This is a genomic window from Bosea sp. Tri-49, from assembly GCF_003952665.1.
Taxonomy (GTDB): Bacteria; Pseudomonadota; Alphaproteobacteria; order Rhizobiales; family Beijerinckiaceae; genus Allobosea.
Map to the genome: position 1 here is coordinate 4,737,530 of NZ_CP017946.1, position 20,187 is coordinate 4,757,716.

Consider the following 20,187-nt stretch of genomic DNA (forward strand, 5'->3'; position numbering starts at 1 on the left):
GGCGTAACTCAGCAGGAGAGGAGCTGGCCCGAGCCTGTCAGCAGCTTGAGGCCGAAATAGAGCAGGATTAGTGCCGCCGCACCGCCGAGCGCGATCAATTTCAGTCGCTTCTCGATGAAATGCCGGATCGTTTCGCCATAGCGGCGCAGCAGGAAGGCGAGCGCGAAGAAGCGGGCGCCGCGCGCGAGCACGCAGGAGAGCACGAAGAAGCCGAGCCCGATATGGACGGCGCCGGCCAGGATGGTCACCACCTTGATCGGCGGCAGATGCGCCAGGCCCGAGGTGGTCAAAAGGATCAGCGTCGTGTCGGGACCGGCGCAGGCGCGCAATTGCTCGAAGGCGTCGAGCTTGCCGTAGAAGGCGAGCACCGGCCGCGCCAGCGCGTCGAAGGCGTAGTAACCGAGCGCGTAGCCAGCGATGCCGCCGAGGGTCGAGAAGGCGGTCGCGATCAAGGCAAGGCGGTAGGCCCGCTCGGGCTTGGCCAGCGCCATCGGCACGAACAGCACATCGGCTGGAATCAGGAAGAAGGAGCTCTCGATGAAAGCGACGACGGCGAGCCAGGCTTGCGCGCTGCGGCGCGCGGCGAGCGAGAGCGTCCAGAGGTAAAGTCGTTCGAACATCGCCGCCCCTTAGCGGGCGCGCGTGCGCCCGTCCATGGGGCGGACGTTACATCAACGAGTGTTCACGCGAGATTGACCGGCCCTTGCCGATCGCTATAGTTCGCCCCGCCCGCAAGGGGCCCCTGTGGCGGAATTGGTAGACGCGCTCGACTCAAAATCGAGTTCCGCAAGGAGTGCTGGTTCGATTCCGGCCAGGGGCACCATTTTTCCTTGCGCGATGCCGCCCACTAACCCATCGCGCGGGTTCGACTTCGCTCCGCTTCGTCGCACCAAAACGCCGGATGCTGGCGTTCAACGGGCTTTCGTCAGCAGGGCGGCCACAAGAATTCCGCCGCTTGGTGCGCCTGGCGATCGGCAACTACGCAATCTGCCGTATTGCCCTCAATGGCCGGTGCTTGCGAGGCTGGCGATAGCGCCCGCACCTTGCTCTATCCGACGGGAAGCCCGAGTCGGACCGCGAATGCGGCCAGTTCGGCTGCGCTGTGGAGGTCGAGCTTGCGCATGAGATTCTCGCGATGCTTGCGGACCGTCAGCGGGCTGATGCCGAGAAGGGCGCCAGCCTCGCGCGCGTTGGCACCTCTGGCGATCAGCATGAGCAGTTCGCGTTCCCGGCGGGTGAGCGGGACGTGAAAGAGCGCTTCGGACGGGGCTTCAGCCGGCGTCGCGGTTTGTACATCGGATGCCAGGACGGCCTTGAGCGGGGCGCTGACATAGATTTCTCCCTGCTGGAGGGCTGCAAGCGCTTCAAGAAATTCATCGAGATCCCCGCCCTTGATCAGATAGCCAGCGATGCCGGCACCGAGCGCGCCTTCCACGGTTCGCGGTTCGGCATTGGCTGTCAGGACGAGAATCTTCAGCTGCGGAAAACCCTCTCGCAGGCCGCGGATGTAGGACAGCCCAGTCAGCCCCGGCATACCGAGATCGAGGACCAGGACATCCGGCGTGGCTGCCGGCAGCAGCTGCAGCAGGCTTCCGCCGTCGGCCGCCTCGCCGACGACCTCATGCTCCCCCAGCGTCGAGATCAACAGCTTCAGGCCCTCGCGGATCAGGGCATGATCGTCGGCGAGAACAATGCGAAGACCAGGCTGCCCCGTCCCGGCAGGCGGGGTCGATAGTGGGCGGCGAATCATCGGACGGATTGTCGCGTGATCGACCTGCGCATGGTACCCGCACGGCCGAACCATCGGCCCGGAGCGAATGCATGATGGAAGGCCCGCGGCCCGTGGATCGGGAACGGCGTGTGCAGGCCGGGCTGGTCGATCTGCTCTTTCGCCAGTCCCGCGCGATCCTGCTCGCCAACTTCGTCATTCCCTGGCCGGTCGCCTACGTGCTGCGCGAGGCGGTGCCAGGAGAGCAGCTCCTGGTCTGGATCGGCGCGATCTATGCGCTGACCGGCGCTCGCCTCCTGCTGGCCCGCGGCTATGCCAGGCGTGGCGCTGATGCTGGTGACCCGCATGTCTGGGCCCGTCGTTTTGCCGCGCTTTCGATCCTGTCGAGCTTGCTCTGGGGGGCGATCGGCTGGATCGGCTTCGTGCCAGAGCAGCCACATCTGATCGCCTTCATCTGCATCGTGCTGACGGGCATGTCGGGTGGGGCAGTGCCGTCGCTTTCGGCCTATCCGCCGGCCTATGCCGGCCTACTCGTCGCGATGCAGCTGCCCTTCGTGCTGCGCTGCCTGCAGCAGGATGAGGCGATCTACTCGGTTTATCTGACCTTCGCCGCCTGCCTGGCCGGCGTCTATCTCTATTACAGCCTCATCACCTACAGGACGCTCAGGGAGACGGTATCACTGCGCTTCGAGAATCTGGCGCTAGTCGAGGGGCTCGAGCGCGAGCGCGACCGTGCAACGGCTGCCGACCGGGCCAAGACGCGCTTCCTCGCCGCCGCCAGCCATGATCTGCGCCAGCCGATCAATGCGGCCGCCCTGTTCACGGCGAGCCTTGCGGCCTTTGCCCGCCGCGGCGACGTCAAGGCCGCGGCGGCGAAGGGCATCGCCGAGAAGCTCGAAGCGGCGCTCGCCTCGCTCGGCGGATTGCTCCACGGGCTGATCGACGTGTCGCGGCTCGATGCCAGTCTCATCCCGGTCCGCCGGGAACCGATCTCCCTGCTGCGGATGCTGAGCGGCTTGCGCGAGGAGTTTTCGCCGCAGGCGCAGCAGCGCGGCATCGATCTGCGCTTTGTCGCCAGCAATGCCTGGGTGGAGAGCGATCCGGTCCTGCTCAAGCGGATCCTCGACAATTTCCTCTCGAACGCCCTGCGCTACGCGCCTGGTGGCCGCGTGCTGATCGGCTGCCGGCGCCGCGGCGGGGCCATGGAGATCCAGATCGTCGATACCGGACCAGGCATTGCGGCCGATCAGCATCAAGCCGTGTTCGAGGAGTTCGCCCAGCTCGATAACCCGCAGCGCGACCGCGAGCAGGGACTCGGCCTTGGCCTCGCCATCGTGCGACGCCTCGGGGACCTGCTTGGGCACCGGATCGGGCTGAGCTCCGCGCCCGGAAAGGGCTCGACCTTCTCGGTGCGAGTGCCGTTCGCTCCGCCCGCCTTGGTGAATCCGGCGCCTGTACGCAATAGGGCGTCACGCGCGAAGCTCGGCATCATGGTGCTGGACGACGATATGCCGGTGCTCGATGGCATCGCGATGCTGCTGGCGGCCTGGGGTTACGAATCCTTTGCCGGGCGCGATGTCGAAGCACTGTGCCGCCGCCACGCTGGGGCCGGCCAGCAGCCCGTGCACCTAATCATTGCCGACTATCGGCTCGGGGGCGGGATGAGCGGCAGCGAGGCGATCGCGCAGCTGATCGAGCACCTCGGCTATCCCGTGCCGGCGTTGATCGTGACCGGCGATACCTCGCCGGAGCGTTTACGCGAGTTGACTGCGACCGGCCACACAGTGCTGCACAAGCCGGTCGCGCCGGAGCGCCTGCAGGCTGCGATCGGCGATGCGGTTCGGGGCGAGGTGGTGTCGGCACGTTCCGGCTGATGAAGCGAAGCAGCACCGGGCCCGTTTGCATCGCAAAGTTGCATAATCGCCGCGCTGCCACAGCATTCAGCGTCTGGATGCGTCGAGGGACTCCATTTCGAGCGGAGCATTTGCTATCGCTTCAGGTGAAGAGCAGTGGCTCATCGAGGTCGACTTTGCCTAAGTAAATACCGGTCTCAATCCAGGTTCACCCGTGCTGTCCGATGGCAACATGCCGTCGGCGCATGATTCTGTTCATCGGGTGGTGGCAAGAGACCGGTTTGGCATTGTCAGCCCGTGCCTCGAGCAGCTCCGCTGTCTCGGCTCTTCAGCCGCCCGAAACATCGCCACGCCGCGCCCGCAAGGGTTTTCTCGCGCATCGCCTTGGTGGACTTCCGAATGGAAGACCAAGACGGTATGTGCAATGTACTTCGGGTCCGATGGACCATCGTTCCCCTGACAGCTCCTCAGCCTAGGTTTGTTTGCAGCGGGTGTGGAGGATTGAGAGCCTTTCAATCCAGCGGCAAAATCCGGCTCAACGCCAACGGTCGCAAGCTCGATGCGTGGCTCATCTACAAGTGCTCGACCTGCGAGCAGACGTGGAACCGGCCGATCTTCGAGCGGCGAAATGTCCGCGACATCGATCCTCTCGTCCTGGAAGCGCTGCAGTCCAATGATCTGCAATGGATCCAGAGGGAGACGTTCAACCTCGAAGGTCTGAGGCGCGATTCGCCACGCGTCGATGAATTCTCCGAGTTTAAGATCGAAAAGGACATCCTGCTCGAAACAGCCAACTGGACGATGTTGGAGCTGGAACTGATGGTTCCGTTTCCGATCGGTACACGCCTTGATCGTCTGCTGGCGTCCGAGCTGAAAATCTCTCGCGCGCGGCTCCAAACACTTCACGACGGAGGCACGCTTCGGACAAATTCGGACCGTGCCGACATTTTGCGGCGGCGGGTCAAAACCGACACGCGGGTCACGATCGACCTTTCCACCGAGGCCGATCGAGGGCAACTCTGGAGACCTTTGGCGACGGGTGGTGCATTGTAGCCTGCCGCGAAGGCCTGAATCTCAGGCCTTCGCGATGTCACGTTTCATCTGCGGCAGACGCTCTGACCGGCGGGTCGGAAAGCCGGCCCGGCATTCGCATTCCATCCTTCAGATCACGCGGCGTGGGTCGAGCGCATCGCGCAGGCCGTCGCCGATGAAGTTGATCGACAGAACGGTCAGGAAGATCGCTGCGCCCGGGAACAGGGCCCAGTGCGGCGCCGTATCGAGATGGTCCTTGGCGTCGAAGAGCAGACGTCCCCAGGTCGGAATATCAGGTGGGAAGCCGAGGCCGAGGAAGGAGAGCGTCGATTCCGCGATGATTGCCGAGGAGACCTCGATCGTCGAGGCGACGATGACCGGGCCAACCGCGTTGGGCAGGATATGGCGCGTCATCTGGCGGAACTTGGTGGCGCCCTGGGCCTTGGCGGCCTCGACGAATTCCTTCTCCCGCAGCGACAGGAACTGCGCCCGCACCAGCCGGGCGACCGGCATCCAGCGCAGGCCGCCGATGACGACGACGATCAGGATGAAGACACCACCCTCGACGCCGAAGACCGCCTTCAGCTGCTCGCGGAACAGGTAGATGATCAGCAGCAGCAGCGGCAGCTGCGGCAGCGACAGGAAGAGATCCGTCACCCACATCAGCGCGGGGTCGGCGATCTTGCGCGACATGCCGGCCGAGGCGCCGATCACGACGCCGACGATGGTCGCGACCACCATGGCGGCGAGGCCGACGGCGAGCGAGATGCGCCCGCCATACATCATCCGCGCCAGGATATCCTGACCGAGATCGTCGGTGCCCAGGGGGTGCGCCCAGGACGGGCCCTGCAGCTGTGCCGAGAAGTCGATGTCATTGATCGGCACCGGCCAGAGCCAGGGGCCGACGACGACACCGAGGATCAGCAAGGCGAGGATGACGGTGCTTGCCATCGCAAGGCGATGACGGCGGAAGCGCCGCCAGGTTTCGCGCCCGGGCGAGACCGATACGCTTGCCGCGATCACCGCCGCAACCGGATCAACGGAAGGAGATGCGAGGGTCGAGCCAGCCATAGAGCAAATCCGCGATGAGGTTGAAGAGGACGACCAGGCAGGCGAAGACGAAGGTGACGGCCATGATCACGGGCGTGTCGTTGGCGAGGATCGCATCGATCAGCAGCGAACCGATGCCGGGAATCCGGAAGATCTGCTCGGTGACGATGGCGCCGCCGAAGACGGCCGGCATCTGCAGGGCGACGAGCGTCACCACTGGGATCAGTGCGTTACGCGTGATGTGCCGGAGCGTGACGGTCTTCTCGCCGAGCCCCTTGGCGCGCGCCGTGGTGACATAATCCAGCCGGATCACGTCGAGCACCGCAGAGCGGACATAGCGCGTATAGGATGCCGCTTGGAACAGGCCGAGCACGGTGATCGGCATGATCGCCTGGCGGAACATCTCCCAATACCAGCGCCAGCCGCTCGCGGCGATGTCGGAGCGGTAGACGAAGGGGAACCAGTCGAGCTTGATCGAGAACAGCAGGATCAGCAGCAGGCCGGTGAAGAAGGTCGGCAGCGAGAAGCCGACGAAGGCGAGCGTGTTGGCGATCTGGTCGAAGACCGAATAGGGCCGCGTCGCCGCATAGATCCCGACCGGTAGCGCGATGCAGAGCGCCAGGATCTGCGAGGTGCCGACGACGAAGAGCGTGGTTGGCACGCGCTGCAGGATCAGGTCGTCGACATTGATGCGACTGGCGAAGGAGAAGCCCCAGTCACCCTGCGCCATCGCCGACAGCCAGCGCAGATAGCGCACCATGACCGGGTCGTTGAGGCCGAAGCTGGCCCGCAGGGCCTCGCGTACTTCGGGCGGGACGTTGGGGTTCGTCGCCATCTCCGAGAACGGATCGCCCGGCGCCAGCGCCAGGACCGTGAACAGGATCAGGCTGATGCCGAGCAGGCTCGGAATGGCGATCAGCAATCGCCGTAGAAGATAAGTCGCCATCAAGGGTTCCCGTGAAGCGGGGTGTCGCCGGAGCGAGCCGATGGCGATGAGACACCAACGGACCGGATCGGCTCTAGCGGAAGCGGCAGAGGGCCGTTCGCGGACGATATCGGTCGTCCGCGAGCGGATTTAGCCAGCTTCAGCTGCGATACCAGGCAGCCACGTTCCAGGTGTCGACGTCCCAGCCGCTGTGGTCGTGCATCAGGTTGGTCACCGAGGCGGCGACGCGGGTGCGCGAGAGCAGCGGCAGGATCACGTTCGCTTCACAGAAGATCTCGTTGACCTTGATCAGCAGCGCGGCGCGCTTGACCGGGTCGAGCTCCTTCTGGGCAGCCTTGTAGGCCTTGTCAGCCTCCGGGTCGGAATAACGCGAGACGTTCCGGCCCAGCCACTTGTTCTCCTTGTTGGCGATTTCCCAGGAGACGAACTGGTTGAGGAACCGCTCCGGATCGGGCTGCGGCTGCGTCGTCGTGTACATCTCCATGTCGACATAGAGCTTGGTGTAGGTGTCGGGATTGGCGACGTCGGAGGAGAAGAACACCGACGCGGTCACCGACTTCAGCTCGAGGTCGATGCCGACCTTCTGGCAGGCCTGCTTGATGATCGCCTGCGTCTTCTGACGCGGGGCATTGATCGAGGTCTGGTAGACGTATTTGAGCTTCTTGCCGTCCTTCTCGCGGATGCCGTCGGAGCCCTTCTTGTAGCCGGCGTCGTCGAGGATTTTGTTGGCCTTGTCGACGTTGAACTCGTATTTCAGCTTCTGCGACTTGAACTGCTTGGGCTCGTTGACGAAGCTCGCCGTCGCGGTGCCGCCACGGCCATAGATGAACTTCTGGATCGAATCCCGGTCGATCAGCAGGTTGATCGCCTCGCGCACCTTGGGATCAGACAGGGTCGGGTGCTTGGTCTTGATGCTGGAGCGCTCGCCGTCGACCTCGGTCCAGGGATCGGTGGTGTTGAGGATGATGAATTCGATGTCGCCCGAGGCGACCGCGCTGACCTTGCCGCGGCCGCCGGTCTCCATGCGCTTGAGGACCTCGTCCTCGACCTGCAGGTTCCAGGCATAATCGAACTCGGCGGTCTGCAGCACGGCGCGCGCCGCCGAGACCGCATCGCCGCCGCCCTTGACCTCGATCGTGTCGAAATGCGGCTGGTTCTTGACGTGGTAGTCCTCGTTGCGCGCGCCGATGAGGATGTCGCCCGGTTTGAAGTCGACGAACTTGTACGGGCCGGTGCCGACCGGCTTGAGGTTCGCCGGCGCCTCGCGCGACTTGGCGCCCTTGTACTCGCCGAAATGGTGCTTCGGAATGATCTGGCCGACGACGCCGACAAAGGGGTCGGCCCAGAACGGGGTGGCTTCCTTGAAGATGACCTTGACCGTGTGGTCGTCGACCTTCTCGACCTTGATGTTGGTGTAGGAGCCGGTGGTGTAGGCGGCGGTCGCCGGATCGGCGGCGTATTCCCAGGTGAAGACGACGTCGTCGGCGGTGAAGGGCTTGCCGTCATGCCATTTGACGCCCTGCTTCAGCTTCCACGTCACGACGGTGCCGTCGGCGGAGAGGCCGCCATTGGCCCGGGTCGGGACCTCGGCCGCGAGTTGCGGGGTGAGATTGCCTTCCTTGTCCCAGCCGGCGAGCGGCTCGAAGAAGATGCGGCCGGCGATCTGATCCTTGGTGCCGCTGGCGAAATGCGGGTTGAGCAGCGTCGGCGCTTGCCAGAGCAGGATTTTGAGCGGCCCGCCGCCGCCGGCCTTGGTCGGCTTGTAAGCGAGCGAGGCCTGCGCCATGGCGACGTCGTTCCACGCCAGGATCTGCGACGCGATCGGCGCCGTGATGCCGACGGCAGCCAATCGCTGAATGAAGGCACGCCGCGAAACGGCACCATCCTTCACGCCCGCAACCAGCTCGCGCAACTTGTGTTCGTCCATCGTTGATCCCCTCTGCTGATATCGATCAGTCTGATCCGAACGAGGCCTTCGCCTCTTTTTTCTTCGTCAGGGGCGGCAGCAAGACATGTGCCACAAAAAGCGTCAACAGGGGTCGTGACGCATCGCCGCCTCTGCGTGGTCGCCAAGGTGCCGGAACGCTCCCTCACCGTTGCTGGTCGGCCGCCCTAAAATCGCCGCCCACCCCGGCTCTGTCTGCGCCCTGAATCGATCCTTCCGGTATTGAGGAGACAGACATGAGGGCACACGCCATCATCGCCGCGGCCGGCATTCTCGGGTCCGTTCCGGTATTCGCCGAGGAGCTTCCGCAGCGCAAAGCCGGGTTGTGGGAGACCAGATCGAAGGGTGCCGAGGGCGAGACAACCGCCAAGCAATGCGTCGGCCCCGGAACGGACCGCGCCATGCTGGGCGGCATGACCGGCGGCGCCTGTTCGAAAATCGAGGTCAAGAAAACTGCGACCGGCTATGCTGTTGCGACCGAGTGCACGATCGGCCAGATCAATGCGGTTGGCAGTAGCGTCGTCACCGGCGACTTCCAGACGATCGTCCGCACCGAGGGCAGCACCAAGCTCACCGGCATGCCCGGGCAGCCGGGGCCGGTCGAGCGCAAGCTCGTGGTCGAGGCCAGGCGCGTCGGTGATTGCGGGCCGGGCCAGAAGCCGGGCGACATCATCCTGCCCGACGGCAAGGTGATCTCGATGCCGGGGACTGCTGCGAAGCCGTAGCGCTTGCTGGTGTCCGCGGCCTCGCGAAAAATTCCTGTTGGCATGTCACAACAGGCCAAGCTGCCTCGTCCTTGTGGAAAGTGCTTCAGCGGCAATGTCGCCTTTGGGAAGCGCGTGCCACCAGACGAGGACGGACCATGGGACCGGAGAACTTTTTGGCTGATGCGGCGGGTGTCGCTGGACGGCTGCTTCTGGGCGGGACCTTCGCCTTCGCCGGCCTGCGCAACATCATCAACAGGAATCTGCTGACGAGCCTCATCGGCGCGCGTGGCGTGCCGTTGCCGGCCGCGACATTGTGGCTGGGGATCGCCTGGCAGCTCGTCGCCGGCGTCATGATCCTGTGCGGCATTCAGGTCGCGCTGGCGGCGGTGATGCTGCTCGCCTTCCTCGTGGCCGCGACGCCGATGTTCAACAATTTCTGGGATCACCAGGGTCTGGACCGGGCCAACCGCATCAACGGCTTCGTCGCCAACCTGGCGATCGCGGGCGGTTTTCTCGCCCTGATCGCTCAGGGCTGAGCCATTCAGCCGGGCTCACCCGCGATCACACCTTTGCGGAACAGGAAGCAGCCATAGGGGCGGGGGTCGCCGACCTGTACCACCGCGAAGGCCTGCTTCGCGGCTTCGTAAAAGGCGAAGCGCTCGATGCCGGCGAGCGGCTGGCTGGGGCCGAGCGCGCGATCGAGTTCGGCCTGGACCTGGCGCTGGACGTCCGGGATCGCGGCGGCATCATCGACCACCAGCATGCGCCGGGCCGGCTGAGGCTCAAATTCGTCGATCGGCAGCACCGAGAGGATGGCCCGAGCCGCGCGTGCCATGCTCAGGCCCGGCAGGCGCACCAGCCGGCCGCTGGTGGTGGCGCGCGCGATCTTTTCCGCCGGGTGGTTGGCATCGACCAAAGCGAGATCGTCGCCATGGCCCATGGCGGCGAGCACCCAGAGCAGATCGGCGGACAGGACAGGGTCGATATCCTTGAGCATGTCACTGGCGTCCGCGCTGCGAGAGGTAGAGTTTTGCGGCATTGCCGCCGAAGACGGCAGCGCGCTGCGCCTCGGTGAGGCCGGCGAGGAGAATTTCGGCAGCTTCGAGCCATTGTGCATAGGAGGCGCGCAGCGTCACCACCGGCCAGTCGCTGCCGAAGATCAGCCGGTCAGGGCCGAAGGTGGCGAGGAGATGCTCGACGACCGGGCGAAGCGTCTCCGGCGTCCAGTCCGGGCCGGCTTCGGTGACGAGGCCGGAGAGTTTGCAGGTGAGGCTTGGATGCGCTGCGAGCGCGCTCATGCCGTTGCGCCAGCCGGCGAGGTCGCCGGTGACGAGATCAGGCTTGGCGCCATGGTCGATGACGCAGGCGAGCTCGGGATGCCGCTCCAGCACCGTGAGCATCGGCGCGATATGGTGCGACTTCAGCAGCGCGTCGAAAACGAGGCCATGAGCAATCATCGTTTCGAAGGCTGGCGCCAGTTCAGGGCGCGCTAGCCAGTTGTCGTCGGCGATGTCCTGGACCATGGGCCGCAGGCCGACGAGCAGTGGATCGCCGGCCAGGGTAGCGATGCGTTCCGCCGCATTGGGCGCATCGAAATCGGCCCAGCCGACGACGCCGGCGACGAAGGGCGTCTTCGCGGCGATCTCGAGCAGGAAGACGGTTTCAGCGTCGGTCGGCGCGGCCTGGACCAGGATGGTGCGATCGATGGCCTGTGCGGCCAGGAGCGGCGCAAGATCAGCGGGGCCGAAATCGCGATGGATTACGCCTAGCGCCGGCGTCAGCCAGCCATAATCGCCGCGGGCGAGGTTCCAGAAGTGCTGATGGGCGTCGATGCGCATGGCGTCATTCCGGAATCGGGACATCGACGCCGAGCAGGCCTTCGGCTTTCAATTCTGTCCAGAGGGCAGAGGGGATCGGAGCGGACAGCTCGGCAGCCTGATCCTCGACCTCCTCCGGCTTGACCGCGCCCATGACCAGGCTCGCCACCGCCGGGTGGCCGAGCGGGAACTGCAGGGCCGCACGGCGCAGCGGCACGCCATGGCGGGTGCAGACCGCCTCGAGCGCCGCGACGCGGGCGAGGATATCGAGTGGTGCCGGCTGGTAGTTGTACTTGGCGCCGGCGATGGGCCCGGTGGCGAGGATGCCGGAGTTGAAGACGCCGCCCAGCATCAGACCGATATTCTTTTTCTGCGCCAATGGCATGAAGGAGGCGAGCCCCGGCTGCTCGAGCAGGGAATAGCGCCCGGCCAGCAGCATGGTGTCGAAATCGCCGGCATGTGCGAAGCGCTCGCACATCTCGGCTTCGTTAACGCCGACGCCGATCGCCTTGACCGCTCCGGCGGAGCGCAGCTTGTCGAGAGCGCGATAAGCACCGTCCATCGCCTCGACGAAGCGGGTCCCGATCGCATCGGCTCCATGGGTCCAGATGTCGACGTCGTGGATCAGCACGACGTCTATCCGGTCGACTCCGAGGCGCAGTGCCGACTGCTCCAGTGAGCGCATGGTGCCATCGTAGGAATAGTCGAAGCGAAGTCCGTGCGGCAGACCGCCGAGATAGCCCGAGCCGTCGCCGCGCCCGGCGAAGGGCTCGGCGACCCGGCCGACCTTGGTCGAGACCACCACGTCCTTTCGCCCAGAACGACGCAAGGCCGCGCCGATGCGATGCTCGGAGAGGCCGTGGCCGTAGAGCGGCGAAGTATCGATCAGGTTGATGCCAGCCGCCAACGCCGCCTCGACCGTTGCGATCGCGGTCGCCTCGTCGAGGTTTGCATAGAGATCGCCGAGCGGCGCGCCACCGAAGCCGAGCGTCGTGACCTCAAGGCCGGAGCGGCCGAGCGGTCGAACAGGGAGCGTGGAAATCGTCATCGGAAGCCGGGTGCTCGGTCGCGTTGCGTCACTATGTGCACGTCAACATGTTAGCTTGCAACCGCCTTCGTTCCGGACTAGCGTGCGCTCCATTCCGGCGGGCAATGGGCGACATTGAGCCTGCCTGCGGGAACCGCATCAAGACGGCCCGCAAGGGCCGCGTATTCAGTCCAGGGGAGGACATCCATGACCGAGATCTTGAAGCCGACGCGGCGTGGCCTGCTGCGCGGAGCCGCAGCACTCGGTGCGACCGGCGCCATCGCCTCGCCGCTGGTGCTGCGCGAGGCGCGTGCCCAGGCGGCCTTCAATTGGAAGCGCTTCTCGGGCCAGTCGATCGACGTGCTCCTGGTCAAGAATCCTCGCTCCGACCTGATGCAGGCCGCCGAGAAGGAATTCACCGAGCTCACCGGCATCAAGGTCTCGGCCGAGCAGGTGCCGGAACAACAGCAGCGCCAGAAGGCAGTGATCGAGTTCGCCTCAGGCAAGCCGAGCTTCGACGTCAGCGGCATCTCGCTGCATGTGCAGAAGCGCATGGCCGCCAAGGGCAAGTGGTTCGCGGACCTGACGCCCTTCATCAAGGATGCCTCGCTGACCTCGCCGGACTTCAACTTCGAGGATTTCGGCGCCGGCGCCGTGGCCTATGCCCGCCAGAGCGACGGGGCGCTCGATACGCTACCCTTCTTCGTCGATTACTGGATGGTCTACTACAACAAGGAGCTCTTCGACGCGAAGGGCGTGGCCTATCCCAAGACCATGGACGAGATGGCGGTCGCTGCCGCCAAGCTGCACGATCCCGCCAAGGGCGTTGCCGGCTTCGTCTCGCGCGGCCTGAAGAACGCCAATGTCCCGGTCTGGGCCTGCCTGGTGCTCGGACAGGGCATCGAGACGACCTCGGCCGAGGGTAAGCTGCTGACCGATACGCCCGAAGCGATCTGGGCCGGCGAGCTCTACAAGAAGCTCAACAAGGATACCGGCCCGGTTGGGCAGGTCGGCTTCAACTGGAACGAATGCCAGACCACCTTCATGCAGGGCCGCGCCGCGATGTGGCTCGACGGCATCGGCTTCGCCACTCCGCTGGAGGATCCCTCGAAGTCGCGCATCGTCGGCAAGGTCGGCTACGGCGTCACCCCGCCCGGGCCGAAGGCGCACCATGCCGGCATGTTCGGCGACGGCATCGGCATTTCGCGCGGTTCCTCGAAGAAGGAAGCAGCCTGGCTCTACATCCAGTTCATGACCAACAAGGCGCAGCAGCTCGCCATGCTGAAGGCGGGTGCCGGCGCCCCGGCACGGTCATCGGCCTATCTCGACAAGGCGACGATCGAGGCGTCGAAGTTCGGCAAGCAGTATTTCGACTGCCTGCTGAACTCGGCCAAGATCGCCCGCGCCGCGCTGCCGCAGATCGTCCCGGTCACCGAGTTCCGCGACGTCTTCGGGGTGGCGCTGACCAATGCGATCGGCGGCGCCGATGTCGCGGCCGAGTTGAAGAAGGCGACGGAAGCCTTCGCGCCTGTGCTGGTCAAGAGCGAGCAGGGCTGAGGCGTTTCATCACGCGTCATGGCCGGCGCGACCCGGCCATGACGTGACCAAAGTGCATTCTTGAAGAGATGCCCGGGCAAGCCCGAGCATGACGGTTTCACAGATGACCAGCACCACCTTGCCAGCCAGCAGCCTCGCGACCCCGGCGCAGATTCCTGCGGCGGGTTCGGCAGATTTCACGCCGCGCTATTGGCTGTTCTCCCTGCCGGCGGTGCTGATCATCGCCGGCGTGATCGTCTTCCCCTGGCTGTTCACGCTCTACATGTCGAGCCAGGATTGGAAGATCGGCGGCGGGCCGGAATTCGTCGGTCTGCAGAACTTCGCCGAGCTCTTCCGCGATGCACGCTTCATCGAATCGATGGGGCACACCTTCTACTTCACCGTGCTCGCCGTCGTGCTGCCGATCCTGTTCGGCACGGCGGCGGCGCTGGTCTTCCATCGCGAATTCCCGTTCCGCGGCCTGCTGCGCACCATCTTCGTCATGCCGATGATGGCGACGCCGGTCGCCGTCGCGCTGGTCTGGACGATGATGTTCCATCCCCAGCTCGGCGTGCTGAACTATCTGCTCTCACTGGTCGGCATCGGCCCGCAGGCCTGGGTCTATTCGCCGAATACCGTGATCCCGACGCTGATCCTGGTCGAGGTCTGGCACTGGACGCCATTGGTCATGCTGATCGTGCTCGGCGGCCTCGCCGGCCTGCCGCGCGAACCCTACGAATCCGCGCTGATCGACGGCGCCAATGCCTGGCACATGTTCCGCCATATCACGCTGCCGCTGGTCTGGCCCTTCATCATGGTGGCGATCGTGATCCGCACCATCGATGCGCTGAAGGCCTTCGACACGATCTTCGTGATCACCCAGGGCGGGCCGGGAACGGCGTCCGAGACGCTCAACATCTTCCTCTATCTGCAGGCCTTCCAGTTCTACAAGATCGGCTACGCCTCCGCCGTCGTGGTGATCTTCTTCGTGATCATCATCATGCTGTCGCTGCTGCTGCTCTATGCGCGCCAGAAGTCGAAGTGGAACGCGTGATGAAGCGCCTTGCCACCAAACTCGGCTTCTATGCCTCCGTCTTCGTGCTGGTCTCGCCGGCGGTGCTGGTCTTCCTCTGGATGATCTCGCTCTCGTTTAAGAACGAGCTCGACAACACCGCCTTCCCGCCGGTGTTCATCCCGAATCCGCCGACCTTCGCCAACTATCTCGACGTGTTCGAGAAGAACAATTTCGCGCTCTATCTCTGGAACTCGATCCTGGTCACGGGCGGTGCGGTGCTGATCGGCCTCGCCGTCGGCGTGCCCGCCGGCTACGGCATCGCGCGCGGCAAGGCGCACAAGTTCGCGATCCTGATCCTGGTCGCGCGGATGACGCCGGCGCTGTCCTATCTGATCCCGCTCTTCCTGCTCTTCCAGATCACCGGGCTGGTCGGCACGATCACGGCGCTGGTGATCACCCATCTCGTCATCACCATCCCGATCATCGTCTGGATCATGATCGGGTACTTCGAGAACGTGCCGATGGAGCTCGAGGACGCGGCGCGCATCGACGGCGCCACGACCTGGCAGGCCTTCCGCCATGTCGCGCTGCCGCTGGCCCGGCCGGGCATCGTCGTCGGCGGCATCCTCGCCTTCATCTTCTCCTGGAACAACTTCATCTTCTCGGTGGTGTTAGGGGGCAAGGCGAGCCGGACGCTGCCCTCGGCCGTCTACAATTCGCTGACCTTCGAGCAGATCTCCTGGGGGCCGCTCGCAGCCGCCGCGCTGCTCGTCACCTTGCCCGTCCTGCTGCTGACCGTCCTCGCCCAGCGCGAGATCGTCGCGGGCCTCTCCGCCGGAGGGCTCAAGGATGGCTGACCTCGCTGGCGCTGATCTTGCTGCGCGCCTGACCTTCTCAACGCCTCAACCGGACATCTCACGGAAAGACGCTTCGCAATGGCTCTGAACCCCAATCGCTTCGGCCTCTCCTGCGCCATCACCACGCCGATGCGGGAGGGTGGCGCCGTCGACCTGCCGCGGCTCGTCCATCATGCCCGCCACGTCCTCGCCAATGGCTGCGACTCGGTTACGCTGTTCGGCACCACCGGTGAGGGCGCTGCGCTCGGCAGCCCAGCCCGCACCGCCATGCTCGGCGCGCTCGTCGGCGCCGGCCTCGACCCGGCGACGCAGATCTATGCCGGCGTCGCCGCTTCCTCGCTGCATGAGGCAGTCGATCAGGCACAGACGGCGCTCAATGTCGGCGCCAAGGGCCTGCTGGTCGCGCCGCCCTTCTACTTCAAGGGCGTCGGCGACGAAGGGCTCTATGCCTGGTTCGCGCAGTTCTTCGAGAAGCTCGGCGGCGCGGCCCGCAACACCATCCTCTACCACATCCCCTCGGTCACGGCGGTCGACATCTCGGTCGGGCTGGTCGAGCGGCTGAAGAAGGCGTTTCCGGGCGTCGTCACCGGCGTCAAGGATTCTTCCTGCGACTATCCGACGACCGAGGCCTTCCTGAAGGCCCATGGCGAGCTTGCCATCCTGGTCGGCGATGAGCGCCTGCTCGGCCGTGCGGTGCGGGCCGGCGCGCAGGGCTCGATCTGCGGCGCCGCCAATCTCGTGCCGCATCTGCTCCGCCCGATCGTCTACGAGGGCGCCGAGAATGCGGTGGTGAACGAACTGGTCGACGAGATCTGCTCCTATCCGGTGCTGCCGGCGGTGAAGGCGCTGGTCGGCCATCTCCATGGCGATGACGGCTACGGCCCGATGCGGGCGCCGCTCACCGCGCTCGACGAGGGGCAGCGCAAGGCGCTGTTCGCCGCCTTCGACCGGATCACCCGAGCGAAGGCCGCTTAAAGGAGGACGCGATGAGCCAGCCCGATCCGGACCGCGACGGCGAGCCGCTGAAGCTCAGGGAGCGGGCCTATGCCAGCTTCACCGAGCGGCTGCTCGCCCGCGAGATTCGGCCGGGCCAGTTCGTCACCCAGCGTGAGCTCGTCGCCATGACGGGCTTTCCGCTCGGCGCGATCCGCGAGCTGATCCCGCGGCTGGAGGCTGAGGGGTTGATCAAGACGGTGCCGCAGCGCGGCATGCAGGTCGCCCATGTCGACCTCAATTTGATCCGCAACGCCTTCCAGTTCCGCCTCTTCCTCGAAAAGGAGGCGACCGCCGCCTATACCAAGAACGCGACCGATGCCGAGATCGCCGAGCAGCGCCAGCGGCACGAGGCGATCATCCGCCGCGCCGAGGCCGGTGGCGACGAGACGCTGATCGAGGACGCCGAGGATGTCGACCGGCTGATGCACGAGATGATCATCGATCATCTCGACAACGACATCGTCAGCCAGGCCTTCCGCGTCACCTGGCTGAAGATCAGGCTGATCCGGCAATACGAGACGCGCATCCAGAACCACATCCTGATCCCGGTGATGCAGGACCATCTCAAGATCATCACGGCGATCGAGGCGCGCGATCCGGACGCGGCCGCAGCGGAGATGAGCGCGCACATCAACAACGCCCGGACGAGGGCGATGAGCTACTGACCACGATCAGGCGCCGATCGAGAACAAGGCGCTGGAAGCGAGCCGGAAAACCGGCCGCGCAGGGAGGAGAACGACGATGACGAAGCTGACGAAACGCGCCTTTCTCGCGGGTTCTGCTGCAGCCGGCACGGCGATTGCGATGCCGAGCGTGTTGCGGGCGCAGGCGATCGTGATGCGCTGGGGCGACGGCCAGCCGGTGACGCATCCCTCGCCGCAGGCGGCGCTCAGGGCAGCGGCGGAGATCAAGGAAAAGACCGGCGGGCGCATCGAGATCCAGAGCTTCCCGGGCGGCCAGCTCGGTTCCTCCCGCGATATGGTCGAGTCGGTCGCTTCCGGCGCGCTGACCATGGTGACGGAAGGTGCCGCCCAGCTCGGCCAGTTCGTGCCGCAGCTCTCCATCATCGAGGCGCCCTATATCTGGCGCGATCCCGCGCACATGACGCGCGCATTGTCCTCGCCGCTGATGGAGGAGCTCAACAAGGCTCTGATCGAGAAGCGCGGCATGCGCGTCATCGGCGTCAACTATTACGGCGTGCGCCACATCACGAGCGGCAAGAAGGAAATCCGCTCGGCCGAGGACATGAAGGGCTTCAAGCTGCGCGTGCCGGAGGTCGACACCTTCAAGGCGATGGCGGAGGCCTGGGGCGCCAAGCCGACGCCGCTGAACTTCAGCGAGCTTTATCTCGCTCTGTCGCAAGGCGCGGTCGACGGTCAGGAGAATCCGCTGCCGACCATCGCCTCGGCCAAGCTCGGCGAAGTCCAGAAATACCTGATCCTCAGCGCTCACATCATCACGCCGCGGCTGGTGATCGTGAACGAGGCGGCCTGGAAGAAGCTCTCGGTCGCCGATCAGGCGGCGATGAAGGCGGCGGTCGACGCTTCCGCCGCCTGGCAGGACAAGGAGATCATCACGCAGGAGAACGGCCTCGCCGATACCCTCGGCAAGGCCGGCATGACGGTGATCACGCCCGACCTCGAAAGCTTCCGCAAGCCGGTACTGGCGACCTTGCCGGCCAAGTTCGAAAGCAAATGGGGCAAGGGGCTCTGGGACCGCATCCAAGGCCTGTGACCTTGCCTCTCTTGACCAGACGGGTTGTCCCGGACAAGCGGCGATAGCTGCGCCGACCCGATGTCCACGCCGAACCGTTCCGGCATGGACCTCGGGTCGAACTGAGCTCGCCCGGGACGACACGACACCACGCCCTCTCCGGAACAGCCATCATGCTCCAGCAGATCGCCCGATGGTCCGACCGGGCCATCGAAATCCTCGCCGTGATCGTGCTCATCGCCATGCTGACGGCGGTGATGCTCGGCGTGATCACCAGGGCGCTCGACGACCCGCTGATCTGGACCGACGAGCTCTCGCGCTATCTCCTGGTCTGGGCGGCGGCGCTCGGCTGGGTGCTGGCCTCGCGCCGGCGCGTCCATATCCGCATCACCTTTTTCGTCGATTTCCTGCCGGAACGCCTGCATCGGGCGGCGGAGGTGCTCATCCAGCTCGCGGTCGCGCTGTTCGGCCTGCTTATGATCTGGCAGGGAGCCGAGTTGGTCGAGCGGAACTACGATCTCGAGGCGACGGCGATGCCGATCTCGGTCGCCTGGATCTACGCGCCGATGGTGCTGGTCGGCCTCTATGTGGTGCTCCAGGCACTGGTCGAGGGCGGCGACGCACTCGCCGGGCGCCGTTTTGTCTCCCCGGTCGCCAGCGAGGTGATCGAATGACCACGCTGATGTTCCAGATCGGCGGGGTCTGGTTCCTCGCCATGCTGGCGGGGGTGCCGCTCTTCGCCTCGATGGGGCTCGCTGCCTTCGCCTTCGTCTTCTTCGGCGATCTCACGCTCTCGATCGTACCGCAGAAGATCGCACAGGCGGCCAACTCCTTCCCGCTGCTGGCGGCGCCGCTGTTCATCCTGATGGGCAACATCCTGAACTCGGCAGGGATCACCGAGAAGATCTTCGCCTTCGCCACCGCCGTGGTCGGCTGGATGCGCGGCGGGCTCTGCCACGCCAACATCATCGCCAGCGTGATCTTCTCCGGCATGTCCGGTTCGGCCGTGGCGGATGCCGCCGGCGTTGGCACGATCGAGATCAAGGCGATGATCGACGAGGGCTATGACCGGCCGACCGCCGCGGCGATCACCGCGGCCTCGGCGACGATCGGGCCGATCATCCCGCCCTCGCTGCCGATGGTGATCTACGGCGTCAGCGCCGACGTCTCGATCGGCGCGCTCTTCCTGGCGGGCGTCATCCCCGGCCTGCTGATGGCCGCCGCGCTTATGGCGATGGTCTGGTACATCGCGACCAAGCGCAATCTGCCGCGCCATCCCTGGCCCGGCTTCTCCGGGGTCTGGAAGGCCTTTCTCGACGCCTTTTGGGCGCTGATGGCGCCGGTGATCCTGTTCGGCGGCATGATGAGCGGCTATTTCACGCCAACCGAAGCGGCCGCCGTCGCGGCCGTCTATGCGCTGATCCTCGGCCTCTTCGTCTATCGCGACTTTGATCTGAGGGACCTGCCGAAGATCATCGTCGACACCGTCGAGACCACTGGCGTGGTGATGTGCCTCGTCATGGTGGCCGGTGCACTCGGCTGGTGCATGTCGATCTCGCGGGTGCCGCAGACGCTGACGCCGGCGATCGTCGAGAACATCACCAACCCGCTGGTCTTCCTGCTGGTCTGCAACATCATCCTCCTGGTGGTGGGCTGCTTCATGGAAGCGCTGGCGGCGATGCTGATCCTGATCCCGATCCTGGTCCCGGCGGCGCTGTCCTACGGCATCGACCCCGTGCATTTCGGGCTGATGTTCATCTTCAACCTGATCCTCGGGACGATCCATCCGCCGGTCGGCGTCGTCATCTTCGTCACCGCCAAGATCGCCAATATCAGCTTCGAGGCGATGTCGAAGGCGATCATGCCCTGGCTGGTGCCGCTGCTGGCGACGCTGGTGGCGATCACGCTCTGGCCGCCGCTTTCGACCTGGCTGCCGAACCTGGTGCTCGGCAAGTGAGGCAGGC

20 protein-coding genes and 1 tRNA gene are annotated in these 20,187 nt (G+C 65.3%); 13 read left to right on the plus strand and 8 right to left on the minus strand.

The window, feature by feature from the left end; translation table 11 throughout:
* Positions 1-8 precede the first annotated feature (8 nt).
* Complete coding sequence (locus tag BLM15_RS22930; RefSeq protein WP_126114929.1) at positions 9-620, minus strand: YqaA family protein; 612 nt, start codon at positions 618-620, stop codon at positions 9-11.
* A 118-nt stretch (positions 621-738) separates the two neighbouring features.
* On the opposite strand from BLM15_RS22930, the gene BLM15_RS22935 reads away from it, so the two are divergent.
* Positions 739-823 (plus strand) — tRNA-Leu (locus BLM15_RS22935).
* 225 nt (positions 824-1,048) lie between these two features.
* Here the strand turns inward: BLM15_RS22935 and BLM15_RS22940 are convergent.
* On the minus strand, positions 1,049-1,750 hold the full coding sequence (locus tag BLM15_RS22940; RefSeq protein WP_126114930.1) for a response regulator: 702 nt from the start codon (positions 1,748-1,750) through the stop codon (positions 1,049-1,051).
* Positions 1,751-1,821: 71 nt separating this feature from the next.
* Here BLM15_RS22940 and BLM15_RS22945 point away from each other — a divergent pair, with 71 nt between their 5' ends.
* Positions 1,822-3,603, plus strand: coding sequence for an ATP-binding protein (locus BLM15_RS22945; RefSeq protein ID WP_236846384.1), 1,782 nt, complete (start codon positions 1,822-1,824; stop codon positions 3,601-3,603).
* 396 nt (positions 3,604-3,999) lie between these two features.
* Positions 4,000-4,635: a DUF1062 domain-containing protein gene (locus tag BLM15_RS22955; RefSeq protein WP_126116307.1), complete on the plus strand. Its 636-nt coding sequence runs from the start codon at positions 4,000-4,002 to the stop codon at positions 4,633-4,635.
* 108 nt (positions 4,636-4,743) lie between these two features.
* Here the strand turns inward: BLM15_RS22955 and BLM15_RS22960 are convergent, their stop codons facing one another.
* The 3 genes from BLM15_RS22960 to BLM15_RS22970 all read right to left on the minus strand — a co-directional run bounded on the left by BLM15_RS22960 (position 4,744) and on the right by BLM15_RS22970 (position 8,537).
* On the minus strand, positions 4,744-5,685 hold the full coding sequence (locus tag BLM15_RS22960; RefSeq protein WP_126114932.1) for an ABC transporter permease: 942 nt from the start codon (positions 5,683-5,685) through the stop codon (positions 4,744-4,746).
* Positions 5,651-6,610 (minus strand): ABC transporter permease, encoded by a 960-nt coding sequence (locus BLM15_RS22965; RefSeq protein ID WP_126114933.1) that lies wholly within the window; start codon positions 6,608-6,610, stop codon positions 5,651-5,653. The genes BLM15_RS22960 and BLM15_RS22965 overlap by 35 nt, the downstream gene beginning before the upstream one ends.
* 139 nt (positions 6,611-6,749) lie before the next feature.
* Positions 6,750-8,537 (minus strand): peptide ABC transporter substrate-binding protein, encoded by a 1,788-nt coding sequence (locus BLM15_RS22970; RefSeq protein WP_126114934.1) that lies wholly within the window; start codon positions 8,535-8,537, stop codon positions 6,750-6,752.
* Between the two features lie 254 nt (positions 8,538-8,791).
* Between BLM15_RS22970 and BLM15_RS22975 the strand changes: the two genes are divergently transcribed.
* A complete protein-coding gene (locus tag BLM15_RS22975) occupies positions 8,792-9,280 on the plus strand; it encodes a DUF3617 domain-containing protein (RefSeq protein ID WP_126114935.1) in 489 nt (162 codons plus the stop codon).
* A 137-nt stretch (positions 9,281-9,417) separates the two neighbouring features.
* Positions 9,418-9,798: a DoxX family protein gene (locus BLM15_RS22980; RefSeq protein WP_126114936.1), complete on the plus strand. Its 381-nt coding sequence runs from the start codon at positions 9,418-9,420 to the stop codon at positions 9,796-9,798.
* A 5-nt stretch (positions 9,799-9,803) separates the two neighbouring features.
* Here the strand turns inward: BLM15_RS22980 and BLM15_RS22985 are convergent, their stop codons facing one another.
* The 3 genes from BLM15_RS22985 to BLM15_RS22995 are packed head-to-tail and all read right to left on the minus strand — an operon-like array spanning position 9,804 to position 12,127.
* Positions 9,804-10,259 carry an RbsD/FucU family protein gene (locus tag BLM15_RS22985; RefSeq protein ID WP_126114937.1) on the minus strand — a complete coding sequence of 152 codons (456 nt, stop codon included), beginning with the start codon at positions 10,257-10,259 and terminating at the stop codon, positions 9,804-9,806.
* 1 nt (position 10,260) lies between these two features.
* A complete protein-coding gene (locus BLM15_RS22990) occupies positions 10,261-11,100 on the minus strand; it encodes an amidohydrolase family protein (RefSeq protein WP_126114938.1) in 840 nt (279 codons plus the stop codon).
* Positions 11,101-11,104: 4 nt separating this feature from the next.
* Positions 11,105-12,127: an aldo/keto reductase gene (locus tag BLM15_RS22995; protein WP_126114939.1), complete on the minus strand. Its 1,023-nt coding sequence runs from the start codon at positions 12,125-12,127 to the stop codon at positions 11,105-11,107.
* Between the two features lie 186 nt (positions 12,128-12,313).
* Between BLM15_RS22995 and BLM15_RS23000 the strand changes: the two genes are divergently transcribed.
* The 8 genes from BLM15_RS23000 to BLM15_RS23035 all read left to right on the plus strand — a co-directional run bounded on the left by BLM15_RS23000 (position 12,314) and on the right by BLM15_RS23035 (position 20,180).
* Positions 12,314-13,663 (plus strand): ABC transporter substrate-binding protein, encoded by a 1,350-nt coding sequence (locus tag BLM15_RS23000; protein ID WP_126114940.1) that lies wholly within the window; start codon positions 12,314-12,316, stop codon positions 13,661-13,663.
* Between the two features lie 103 nt (positions 13,664-13,766).
* Positions 13,767-14,696, plus strand: a complete 930-nt coding sequence (locus BLM15_RS23005; RefSeq protein WP_126116308.1) for a carbohydrate ABC transporter permease — start codon at positions 13,767-13,769, stop codon at positions 14,694-14,696.
* Entirely contained in the window at positions 14,696-15,514 is an 819-nt protein-coding gene (locus BLM15_RS23010) for a carbohydrate ABC transporter permease (RefSeq protein ID WP_126114941.1), read from the plus strand. The genes BLM15_RS23005 and BLM15_RS23010 overlap by 1 nt, the downstream gene beginning before the upstream one ends.
* Before the next feature lie 78 nt (positions 15,515-15,592).
* Positions 15,593-16,489: a dihydrodipicolinate synthase family protein gene (locus tag BLM15_RS23015; RefSeq protein WP_126114942.1), complete on the plus strand. Its 897-nt coding sequence runs from the start codon at positions 15,593-15,595 to the stop codon at positions 16,487-16,489.
* Positions 16,490-16,500: 11 nt separating this feature from the next.
* A complete protein-coding gene (locus BLM15_RS23020; RefSeq protein WP_126114943.1) occupies positions 16,501-17,175 on the plus strand; it encodes a GntR family transcriptional regulator in 675 nt (224 codons plus the stop codon).
* A gap of 76 nt (positions 17,176-17,251) precedes the next feature.
* Positions 17,252-18,244 (plus strand): sialic acid TRAP transporter substrate-binding protein SiaP, encoded by a 993-nt coding sequence (locus BLM15_RS23025; RefSeq protein ID WP_126114944.1) that lies wholly within the window; start codon positions 17,252-17,254, stop codon positions 18,242-18,244.
* A gap of 152 nt (positions 18,245-18,396) precedes the next feature.
* The gene (locus BLM15_RS23030; RefSeq protein WP_126114945.1) at positions 18,397-18,897 is read left to right on the plus strand and encodes a TRAP transporter small permease; all 501 of its coding nucleotides are present in this window, start codon (positions 18,397-18,399) and stop codon (positions 18,895-18,897) included.
* Entirely contained in the window at positions 18,894-20,180 is a 1,287-nt protein-coding gene (locus BLM15_RS23035) for a TRAP transporter large permease (RefSeq protein ID WP_126114946.1), read from the plus strand. The genes BLM15_RS23030 and BLM15_RS23035 overlap by 4 nt, the downstream gene beginning before the upstream one ends.
* Positions 20,181-20,187 lie beyond the last annotated feature (7 nt).

Excerpts from the sequence above, each read along its gene's own strand:
- BLM15_RS22990 (WP_126114938.1), bottom strand. The coding sequence starts at position 11,100 with ATGCGCATCGACGCCCATCAGCACTTCTGGAACCTCGCCCGCGGCGAT.
- BLM15_RS22985 (WP_126114937.1), bottom strand. The coding sequence starts at position 10,259 with ATGCTCAAGGATATCGACCCTGTCCTGTCCGCCGATCTGCTCTGGGTG.
- BLM15_RS22945 (WP_236846384.1), top strand. The coding sequence starts at position 1,822 with ATGATGGAAGGCCCGCGGCCCGTGGATCGGGAACGGCGTGTGCAGGCC.
- BLM15_RS22965 (WP_126114933.1), bottom strand. The coding sequence starts at position 6,610 with ATGGCGACTTATCTTCTACGGCGATTGCTGATCGCCATTCCGAGCCTG.
- BLM15_RS23010 (WP_126114941.1), top strand. The coding sequence starts at position 14,696 with ATGAAGCGCCTTGCCACCAAACTCGGCTTCTATGCCTCCGTCTTCGTG.
- BLM15_RS23015 (WP_126114942.1), top strand. The coding sequence starts at position 15,593 with ATGGCTCTGAACCCCAATCGCTTCGGCCTCTCCTGCGCCATCACCACG.
- BLM15_RS22955 (WP_126116307.1), top strand. The coding sequence starts at position 4,000 with ATGTGCAATGTACTTCGGGTCCGATGGACCATCGTTCCCCTGACAGCT.
- BLM15_RS22975 (WP_126114935.1), top strand. The coding sequence starts at position 8,792 with ATGAGGGCACACGCCATCATCGCCGCGGCCGGCATTCTCGGGTCCGTT.
- BLM15_RS23030 (WP_126114945.1), top strand. The coding sequence starts at position 18,397 with ATGCTCCAGCAGATCGCCCGATGGTCCGACCGGGCCATCGAAATCCTC.
- BLM15_RS22995 (WP_126114939.1), bottom strand. The coding sequence starts at position 12,127 with ATGACGATTTCCACGCTCCCTGTTCGACCGCTCGGCCGCTCCGGCCTT.
- BLM15_RS23000 (WP_126114940.1), top strand. The coding sequence starts at position 12,314 with ATGACCGAGATCTTGAAGCCGACGCGGCGTGGCCTGCTGCGCGGAGCC.
- BLM15_RS22960 (WP_126114932.1), bottom strand. The coding sequence starts at position 5,685 with ATGGCTGGCTCGACCCTCGCATCTCCTTCCGTTGATCCGGTTGCGGCG.
- BLM15_RS23020 (WP_126114943.1), top strand. The coding sequence starts at position 16,501 with ATGAGCCAGCCCGATCCGGACCGCGACGGCGAGCCGCTGAAGCTCAGG.
- BLM15_RS22970 (WP_126114934.1), bottom strand. The coding sequence starts at position 8,537 with ATGGACGAACACAAGTTGCGCGAGCTGGTTGCGGGCGTGAAGGATGGT.
- BLM15_RS22980 (WP_126114936.1), top strand. The coding sequence starts at position 9,418 with ATGGGACCGGAGAACTTTTTGGCTGATGCGGCGGGTGTCGCTGGACGG.
- BLM15_RS22940 (WP_126114930.1), bottom strand. The coding sequence starts at position 1,750 with ATGATTCGCCGCCCACTATCGACCCCGCCTGCCGGGACGGGGCAGCCT.
- BLM15_RS23005 (WP_126116308.1), top strand. The coding sequence starts at position 13,767 with ATGACCAGCACCACCTTGCCAGCCAGCAGCCTCGCGACCCCGGCGCAG.
- BLM15_RS23035 (WP_126114946.1), top strand. The coding sequence starts at position 18,894 with ATGACCACGCTGATGTTCCAGATCGGCGGGGTCTGGTTCCTCGCCATG.
- BLM15_RS23025 (WP_126114944.1), top strand. The coding sequence starts at position 17,252 with ATGACGAAGCTGACGAAACGCGCCTTTCTCGCGGGTTCTGCTGCAGCC.
- BLM15_RS22930 (WP_126114929.1), bottom strand. The coding sequence starts at position 620 with ATGTTCGAACGACTTTACCTCTGGACGCTCTCGCTCGCCGCGCGCCGC.